Origin of the sequence: Ensifer sp. 22460 (assembly GCF_052044935.1) — a bacterium.
Lineage (GTDB): Bacteria > Pseudomonadota > Alphaproteobacteria > Rhizobiales > Rhizobiaceae > Ensifer.
Genome location: NZ_JBQENZ010000017.1, coordinates 157,198 through 163,690, shown reverse-complemented (window position 1 = coordinate 163,690; position 6,493 = coordinate 157,198). Strand labels below are relative to the sequence as shown.

General features: G+C 58.2%; 8 protein-coding genes and 2 pseudogenes. 7 read left to right on the top strand and 3 right to left on the bottom strand.

The genetic code is table 11. The features are described 5' to 3' along the window. The first annotated feature begins 60 nt into the window (after positions 1 to 60). From ACTJKM_RS21440 to ACTJKM_RS21415, 6 genes and pseudogenes are all read left to right on the top strand, one after another. On the top strand, positions 61 to 1,686 hold the full coding sequence (locus ACTJKM_RS21440; RefSeq protein ID WP_246812924.1) for an ISL3 family transposase: 1,626 nt from the start codon (positions 61 to 63) through the stop codon (positions 1,684 to 1,686). Positions 1,687 to 1,717: 31 nt separating this feature from the next. Further along, positions 1,718 to 2,266: pseudogene (locus ACTJKM_RS21435) on the top strand (IS6 family transposase); the annotation flags it as partial. A gap of 47 nt (positions 2,267 to 2,313) precedes the next feature. Further along, positions 2,314 to 2,592: pseudogene (locus ACTJKM_RS21430) on the top strand (PRC-barrel domain-containing protein); the annotation flags it as partial. A 114-nt stretch (positions 2,593 to 2,706) separates the two neighbouring features. Then, positions 2,707 to 3,063: a hypothetical protein gene (locus ACTJKM_RS21425; protein ID WP_226020876.1), complete on the top strand. Its 357-nt coding sequence runs from the start codon at positions 2,707 to 2,709 to the stop codon at positions 3,061 to 3,063. Positions 3,064 to 3,079: 16 nt separating this feature from the next. Beyond that, entirely contained in the window at positions 3,080 to 3,229 is a 150-nt protein-coding gene (locus tag ACTJKM_RS21420; protein ID WP_169680755.1) for a hypothetical protein, read from the top strand. Positions 3,230 to 3,463: 234 nt separating this feature from the next. After that, positions 3,464 to 3,727 (top strand): hypothetical protein, encoded by a 264-nt coding sequence (locus tag ACTJKM_RS21415; protein ID WP_218685741.1) that lies wholly within the window; start codon positions 3,464 to 3,466, stop codon positions 3,725 to 3,727. 55 nt (positions 3,728 to 3,782) lie between these two features. On the opposite strand, the gene ACTJKM_RS21410 is transcribed toward ACTJKM_RS21415, so the two are convergent. The 3 genes from ACTJKM_RS21410 to ACTJKM_RS21400 are packed head-to-tail and all read right to left on the bottom strand — an operon-like array spanning position 3,783 to position 5,332. Beyond that, on the bottom strand, positions 3,783 to 4,283 hold the full coding sequence (locus tag ACTJKM_RS21410) for an Hsp20/alpha crystallin family protein (RefSeq protein ID WP_169680753.1): 501 nt from the start codon (positions 4,281 to 4,283) through the stop codon (positions 3,783 to 3,785). A 25-nt stretch (positions 4,284 to 4,308) separates the two neighbouring features. Further along, the gene (locus ACTJKM_RS21405) at positions 4,309 to 4,713 is read right to left on the bottom strand and encodes an Hsp20/alpha crystallin family protein (RefSeq protein WP_218685740.1); all 405 of its coding nucleotides are present in this window, start codon (positions 4,711 to 4,713) and stop codon (positions 4,309 to 4,311) included. Positions 4,714 to 4,723: 10 nt separating this feature from the next. Next, complete coding sequence (locus tag ACTJKM_RS21400) at positions 4,724 to 5,332, bottom strand: Hsp20/alpha crystallin family protein (RefSeq protein ID WP_440660786.1); 609 nt, start codon at positions 5,330 to 5,332, stop codon at positions 4,724 to 4,726. Positions 5,333 to 5,533: 201 nt separating this feature from the next. On the opposite strand from ACTJKM_RS21400, the gene ACTJKM_RS21395 reads away from it, so the two are divergent. Continuing rightward, a complete protein-coding gene (locus ACTJKM_RS21395) occupies positions 5,534 to 6,109 on the top strand; it encodes a hypothetical protein (protein WP_162763503.1) in 576 nt (191 codons plus the stop codon). The last annotated feature ends 384 nt before the right edge of the window (positions 6,110 to 6,493 follow it).

Below are 6,493 nucleotides of genomic sequence, written 5' to 3'. Positions count from 1 at the left end.
GGTTCTTCCTCAATTTCTGTGGTTAACAGAGTGTTAGCGCCTCGACTGCTATCTGCGGGGATGCGAGCGCAATTGAAATGGTCACCCGGCCCAGGGGTCAAGGTTCTGGGTATTACCGTTCAAGATGAAGAAAACTGGGTTGTTTCTGCCGCTGCGAAACCTGTCGGTATCTGCCCGGATTGTGGAACGCAAAGCCGGCATCGCCACGGCTGGCACAACCGCCGCCTCCAGGACTTGCCTGTTCAAGGTCAAGTTGTGAAAATCGAGCTCGCACTGAACCGGTGGCAGTGCAGACACCGGAAATGCGGGCGACGAACCTTCACCGACAGGTTGCCTGAGATTGCTTCACCCTACATGCGACGAACTGAACGGATGGCTGAGATTGTGGGCTTGATTGGCCACAGGATGGGCGGTCGCCCAGGTGAGCACTTGCTGCATCGGCTTGGCATGCCGGTCAGCGACGACACGATCTTGCGGCAATTGAAGCGCGATAATCCGGCGTCCACGCAAAAAGACACTATTCGGGTTGTGGGCATCGATGATTGGAGCTGGCGGCATTCCTCGCGGTACGGGACGATCATGGTCGATCTTGAGCGTCATTCGGTCGTCGATGTTTTGGAGGACCGCAGCGTCGAGAGCGCAAAATCTTGGTTGCAAGAACGTCCGACGATCGAGGTCGTGAGCCGAGATCGCTGTGGTTTGTATGCTCAGGCAGCCCGAGAGGGCGCCCCGCAGGCCCTCCAGGTGGCTGACCGTTTTCATCTGGTCCAAAATCTCAGGGAGGCGATCAAGGAACAGATGAGCGTGTACGGTCACGCCAATGTTAGACCCATTCTCTCTGAAGATGCTATCGCCAGCGCCAGGTCACAGCAGCGCCGTGCCCGCTTGGCGCACAGGCAATCTCGTCAGGAAATATTCGACACGTTTCAAGCTTTGCGGCAGCAGGGCCTCACCTACAGCGAGATTGCAAGGCGGACCGGATACGAGCGCCGCAGCATCGCGAATTGGCTTACTTCCAATGCGCCTCGAGACAGAAACCGAGCGACATTGAATCCGACATCGCCACTGTATTTTGAAACATTTCTGGCTGAATGCTGGAGGAATGGAAACCGCATTGGGCGCCATCTGTTTTACGACATCAAGAACCGCGGCTACACGGGCAGCCGCTCCAATCTGGAGCGCCTGTTGAAGGTGTGGCGTGAGGTCGAAAACATTCAACCCGACGAGCCGCTTCCGGAGACGGATGTTTCAGAACCCGTCCGCGATCCTGACACGGGCCATATGATCTCGTCTGTGGTGGCAGCCGCTTTGTGCATAAAGCCGCGCGGCTTGCTGACAGATCGCCAGGCCAGAAACGTCGATGCATTGAAGCAGGGCTCTCGAGCGTTCGCCATAATGCGTGGCTTGGCCATGCGCTTCAACGGCATCTTGCGCAGCAGGAGCCCGGACGCGCTGGATGAATGGATCGACGATGCCATCGACACCGAGCTCACGGCAATCATGCGTTTCGCCAGCGTTTTGCGCCGGGATATTGATGCCGTCAAAAATGCAATCGAACTCCCGTGGAGCAACGGTCAAGCCGAAGGGCAGATCAACCGCCTCAAGATGCTGAAGCGAGCAATGTACGGTCGCGCCGGCCCACAACTGATGAGGGCGAGAATGCTGCCACTGAATCACAGAAATTGAGGATGAACCCTTTCAAGTGCCAAACGACGGCTGGGCAAGGAAATTCGGGCCGGACTATGCGCGCCGACTGCGGCGGAAGGCACCGAGGGCCAGCGACGTCTGGCATCTTGACGAGGTCGTCGTCACAATCGCCGGCGAGAAGCACTGGCTGTGGCGGGCGGTCGACCAGGACGGCTATGTTCTCGATGAAATCGTCCAGAAGCGCCGCAACACCAAGGCGGCCAAGCGCCTCCTGATCCGCCTGATGAAGAAACAGGGATGCCTGCCGAAGCGGATCGTCACCGACAAGCTGCGTTCCTATGGCGCGGCACACCGTCAGATCATGCCCGATGTCGAACATCGATCGCACAAGGGGCTGAACAATCGCGCCGAAAACTCGCATCTGCCGTTGCGAAAACGCGAACGGGTGATGCAGGGATTTCGCTCAGCCCGAGGATTACAGAGCTTCTTGGCCGTCTTCTCGGCTGTGCGAAATCTCTTCGTTCCGCCGCGCTCGAAACGCACCGCCATGGCCATTCATCTGCATCGCGTCAGAGCGATCGCGCACTGGCATTCGATTGCCGGTGTCACTACTGCATGAGCGCCGAAGTTGTCCCAAATCTCGGCCCAACGAAGTTAACCTGACATCTCCGCTACAACCTCATCAATCTCAATGTCACAAACAATGCCAACGAGACGATCGGCGAGATCAAGGATCTGATCCTGTCTGAGGATCAGCTGACGGGTTACATCGCGTCGGTTGGCGGGTTTCTCGGGATGGGCGATCGCTACGTGATCGTGAGCCCGAAGGCCGTTAAAATCACCTATGTCGAAAACGACAAGAAGTGGACGGCGGTGATGGATGCGACCAAGGATCAGCTCAAGGCAGCCCCTGAGTTCAAGTACGAAGGCCGCTGGCAACGCTAATCCGGGCGACGACCAAATATGGAAAGGTTCTGGAACGGGACCTTTTCACTCGCAAGGGACCAAGAATTGATACGGAACACGTGGATTGGACAAGGCCTTTTTAGGGACGTGTTGATGGCCAAGATTTCAAAACCCGCCGCTCCGGCGGTCGGCGATACCCACGACGCATTAGGAAAGCAGATCGCGACGCTTCGCCGTGAAGTGGCAAAGATCAATCGAACGACCGGCGTGTTGGATCAAGCGCGCGAGCGGGTATCCGATGTTTACGACGGACGTGTCGAAATCGGCGGGCGGGACGGCGCAGCAAATGGGCACGCAGGCCCGGGCGGCTTTGCTTGGCGGGGTCGGCATACTCAGTTTTCCTTTTGGGGTGGTTGTTGGGCTGACTTTTTCGGATCCGTGTCGCCGTTGATATTGATGCCAGCTCATCAAAACTTGTGTCGGATAACCGCTCCTCCCTTCACCTATTAGAGGCAAAATTGCTCTCATGCAGCAAAACAACACCCTCGACCTGATCATCGGCGGCCTGGTTGTCGCCGTCATAGTCCTCGGCGTCTACCTCTATCGCGAGGAAACGAAGCCGGCCGGCGTTGAAGTCCCGCTTGACCAGAATGGCGTGTCCGTTCAGGAAAACTGATGTTGAAGGCAGAGGGGAGAATTGGCAGTGAACCACCGTTCATGAGCCGTTTCCATGGCCGCGACTATCACCCTTGATGCCTCGAGCACACGTCCACCGGCGCCCACCGGTTCGGCGTTTCTCACCCATTTTCGATCCCATCGTTGCCACGCTGACTGTTTAAAATGAGCGCTCTTGGTGGTAGTTTTGCCATTCGAGCATGCACAATGGACCGGTGTGGCCGGAAAAAGATCGATGACCGGTGACAATTCGCGAATAGTCTCCGAAGAGGAGATTGCTCTCTACGATGCCATTGAACGAGCGATCGCGAATGTTCACGCGGCTCTTGCTGAAATCGATCGCGCCTGGGTTCGCATCACTGCGGAACGGCCCAATCCGACTGCGGCTGCTTTCGCGGCTCTGGATACGGCAGACGCGATGTTGACCGTCGCCCGCGAAGATGTCGCCCGCGCCCGCGCTTCGCTCATGGCGTATCCCCGGACGAGACGCATCCAGTAATCGTAAGAGATGCGACGGATTTCGTCCGCCGCATCTCACGACCGTGAAGTCGATGTCAGGTCGCCTTCACCTCGATCTTCCTCACGCGCGACAGCGCTTCCTCCGTTTTTGGGAGCGTCACAGTCAGGACACCATTCTTGAATTGCGCGGCGGCCTTGTCCGTATCGACGCCCGACGGGAGCGGGATCGAGCGGTAGAACGACCCGTATGAGCGTTCCAACAAGTGATACCCCTTCTTGCTCTCTTCCTGCTCACTCTTCTTTTCTCCCTTGATCGTGAGCGCGCTGTCCGTCAGGGAGACATCGACGTCCTTCTGATCGATTCCAGGAAGTTCCACCGAAACCTCGAGCGCACTCTCGGTTTCGGCGATGTCCGTTCGCGGCCCACCGGTATCCCAGCGCCCGAAAGCGCCGAACGGTTGATCGAACCGCTTCCAGAAGTCCTCGAAGATACGGTTCACATCGCGCTGCAAAGAAAAGACGGGGTTTCCATCGTCTGACTTCGCAATTTCGCTTCCCTTGTTGTTGCCCCAGGGGATCAGATCTCTAATCTGCATGGTCAACCTCCTTTCTCCGGACGAACTACGCCATCTTCAACTGGATCTTTCTCGCCTTGGCCGGCGCGGCCTTCGGCAGGACCAGCCGCAGGACGCCGTTCTTCTGCGATGCCTCGATACCGTCCCGATCGATATCCTCGGACAGCGTGAAGACGCGCTCATAATTGCCCGCGCCATATTCGGCGTAAATTTGGCGATAGTTGTCATGCTGCTGGTCCGTCGCGTAGCCGCGAATCGCCAGCGTCCGCTTCTCGAGGGTGATGTCGACACCCTCCGAGGCGACGCCGGGCATGTCGACGAGAACAACGACATTGTCCTCTGTCTCATAGATATCGGTGCGCGGGACAAACACCGGGCGCGAACGGGTCGGTTCGCCACCGTCAAGCTTGCTTGGGACCCGGCGCTCGGTCGTTTTCAGTTCTTGAGCCATGTTTGCCTCCTTATCCTTTGATCTGGATCTTCTTCGGCCGATCCGTCTCAGGCCGGTGCAGTTCGACTTCGAGTAGCCCGTTGGCGAAACGCGCCTCGACCTGTTCCGGATCGACGCGGAAAGGCAATTGCACCGTTCGTGAGAAGCTTCCGTACACTCGCTCGAGCCGGTGCCAGACGGATTTCTCGTCCTCCGCCGGGGATCCGCGTTCGCCCGCCAATGTCAACGTGTTCTCGCGAACCGTGAGATCGACATCGTCAGGCGCGATCCCAGGCAATTCAGCAGTCACCGCCACGCTGTCTTCACCCATCCAGAGGTTGACGGGTGGAAACTCCTGGGCGGCTTTGGCTGTCATGTCGGACAAGCGCTGATTCATTTCCTGCTGCATGCGCCGCATTTCCAGAAACGGGTCGAACCCGATGCGGCCAAAATCCGATACCAGCATGTGCATCCTCCTTCGTTTCCTAATCAGCCATGTTGTTTGCGACGTGCCAAGCACGTGCATGCCGGAGGCCGAATGGATCGGAGGCGGTCGGGACGAGACGATGAGAAGACCGAGACGGTCGATCGCGCAGCGCGCTAACGCAAGAAGGCGGGGGTCGGGCAGACGCCGGACCATATCCTCCTTGCGAAGCGATATGAACCGAACCCGGTCCAACGCATGAGTGGACCATCGTTCCCGTGCCAGGACCCGAGTGGGGCATCCAGCAAAAATGAGGTAGGTGAGCAAAATGCGCGTTTCAAGGGCCGACGTTGCTTGAGAATAGATCATTCTTTGCTCGGGCGGCCTCTGATCTCACCGAAACGAGCGGCCTGGCTTTTGCGCTTTGATCGCTTACTGGGCAGTGCCTCGATCAGCTTCTCCGTGGCTCGCGGGGACGTGATCGAGCGCTCGGGCGAGGCCGTTCTGGTGGATGCGCCGTTCGGGCTCTTGCCTCTCGGCGAAGGCTATGGCCGCCTCCCGTCAGGGGAATTTAAGCTCGACCTGGACCAGCGTACGATCTCCTCCTGTGTAGCCGACCAAGGGTTAAAGAAGGGCGCGTTCAAACAACAGCCGCCTCGGTTGCCGACGCGAGCCGAAGTCATGACGGAGCGCCAGGCCGGAAAGTTCGTGCCGAAATTCACCCCCCTCAGCGATGCCCGATTGGCGGGAAACCTCATTGGAAGGTTGGCGTTCGCCGCCAGCCAACAATTCAACTGGCTAAGGTTCGTCTCCTCGTTTCGAGTCAGAGGCTTCGTCATCGACGCTTCTCGTTTGAAAGAGGTCGGTCGAGGCCTCGGGGCCCAGATTTCATCGAGCCTGCGAAGCGCATCCATGACGGCATCGAAAGTCACAGGAGCCGCGAGGGGCTTGGAAGAGCAGACGGTCCACTTGAAGACCGGTTCCCTGTCGTGATGCCAGCCTCCAACAAATATGGCCGTCATGCCGTGTGAAGACGTGTGAGCGAGACGAGTGCCGGGGCCGAGTCCACCCCGGAACGAGATCAATCAAGGGGAAATTCAAGGCTTGCGCGCGTGCCAGCGGATAAGGGCTCGTAGCGCACGATGCTTCCAAGATTCGTCGCCATCGCGCGAACGATCTTGCTGGCCAGCCGGTCCCCTTCGCATCTCCTTCGCCATTCCAGCCTATCCCGTCGTCCTCGACGACCAGCACGGCGTTGTCCTCCCTTCGAACGAGGCGAACCCGTTTTCGCCAACGGCTCGCGATTCGTAGGCATACTTGAATGCGTTGGTCACAAGTTCGGTCACAACAACACCAAGCGAGACGGCCTTGGAACCT